The following is a 1,436-nucleotide window of genomic DNA, read 5'->3' on the forward strand; positions in this document are numbered from 1 at the left end:
AACTGCTGCTGTTGCCCGCGTCCATACCGCGGTCGCCCTCGCTGCCCAGCTGCGACGGAATGGCACCCGGCGCCAGCGATGCCGAGCCGGAGCCGCCGCGGTTGCCGCTGCTGGCAAAGGCTTCGCTGAGGCGTTCGGCCAGGTCGCGTGCCTTGATGTATCGCAGTTCATGCGAGAACAGGCGCGCGCTGCCGCCGGCGGTATCGATGCGGTCCAGCCACTGCTGGATCTGGTCCAGGTAGCGCACCTGCGGGGTGATCACCAGCACTGCATTGGCGTTTTCCAGCGGCAGGAAACGGAACATGCCGGCGCTGGGCGTCTTGCTCTCTTCGCCGAAGACCTTCTCCAGATCCGCCGCGACCTGCTCGGCCTTGCCGGACTGGATCGGGAATACACCCACCGACATGCCCGAAAGCCAGTCGACGTCGAAGATCTCGACGGTATGCAGGTAGTTCTCCAGTTCCGCACGCGTACCGCCGAGGGTGATCACGTTGCGGCCGCTGTCGACGTTGACGATGGCATTGGGCCGCGCATAGGGCTCCAGCACCTTCTTCATCTCGGTGGCGGAAATGAACTGCAGCGGCACCACGCGCACTTCAAAACCGCGTGCGCTGGAGGCCGGCGCGGTGCTCGGCGCCACGGTGCCGGCCAGTGCCTGGTCGGCGGCGACGATGTTGTAGCGGCCACCGCTGTAGACCATGCGGGCGTTGTTCCAGCCCAGCACCATCTCCAGCAGGTTCAGTGCCTGTGCCGGCGATACCGGCTTGGGCGTGGCCAGCGTCACCGTGCCCTGCACCCCCGGGGCGATCACGTAGTTCTGGCCGAGCATGTCCCCGAGGATGGCCTTGACCACCGCGTGCACCGACTCGCCTTCAAAGTTGAAGGTCGCCTCACCGGAGCTGGCCGCATGCAGCGCGGGCGACGGCTTGCGTGCGGCTTCGCGGTTGATCATGGTGCCGGTGCCACGGCGGATCACCGCCTGCGGCGCCCCCTGGGCTTGATCGGCCGCTTCGGTCTGCGCATCGACGGCAGCCTGGCCGGCACTGGCCGAGGGCTGCAGGTTGCCGTTGCGTTGCACATGCGGGGCCGACACGGTGCTGCAGCCGACCAGCAGCGTCAGGGCGAAGGACCAGGGAAGAAAACGCAGATTCATGCATTCACTCTATCGGTTGGTGCCATCGCCCGGGGGCGGCGACGGTTGTTGCTGCTGTTGCTGCAGCTGACGGCGGCGGGCCTGGATGCGTTCGCGGATGGCCTGCATCTGCGCTTCGCTGGGACCGTTGGTGTTTGCAGGGGGTGCGGCGGCCGCGGCCGGTGCAGGCGAGGCGGGAGCCACGTTGCCATCGGCGGCACGGGGGGGGGGCAGCGTCTGGCTGGGCGTTGGCTGCGGTGGCGGCGGCGGAACCACCGCGCCAGGCACAGGCGGTGTGCCAGTG

The 1,436-nt window shown here is 68.1% G+C and carries 1 protein-coding gene and 1 pseudogene; both read right to left on the reverse strand.

Features of this window, described 5'->3' with window-relative positions:
* Nucleotides 1–1,153, reverse strand: a 1,153-nt coding sequence (locus AC1VAN_RS21730) for a secretin N-terminal domain-containing protein (protein ID WP_480986732.1), incomplete at its 3' end; no start/stop codon positions are given.
* 9 nt (nucleotides 1,154–1,162) lie between these two features.
* Nucleotides 1,163–1,436: pseudogene (locus tag AC1VAN_RS21735) on the reverse strand (hypothetical protein); the annotation flags it as partial.

The organism is Stenotrophomonas sp. 05L44_2 (assembly GCF_056665995.1).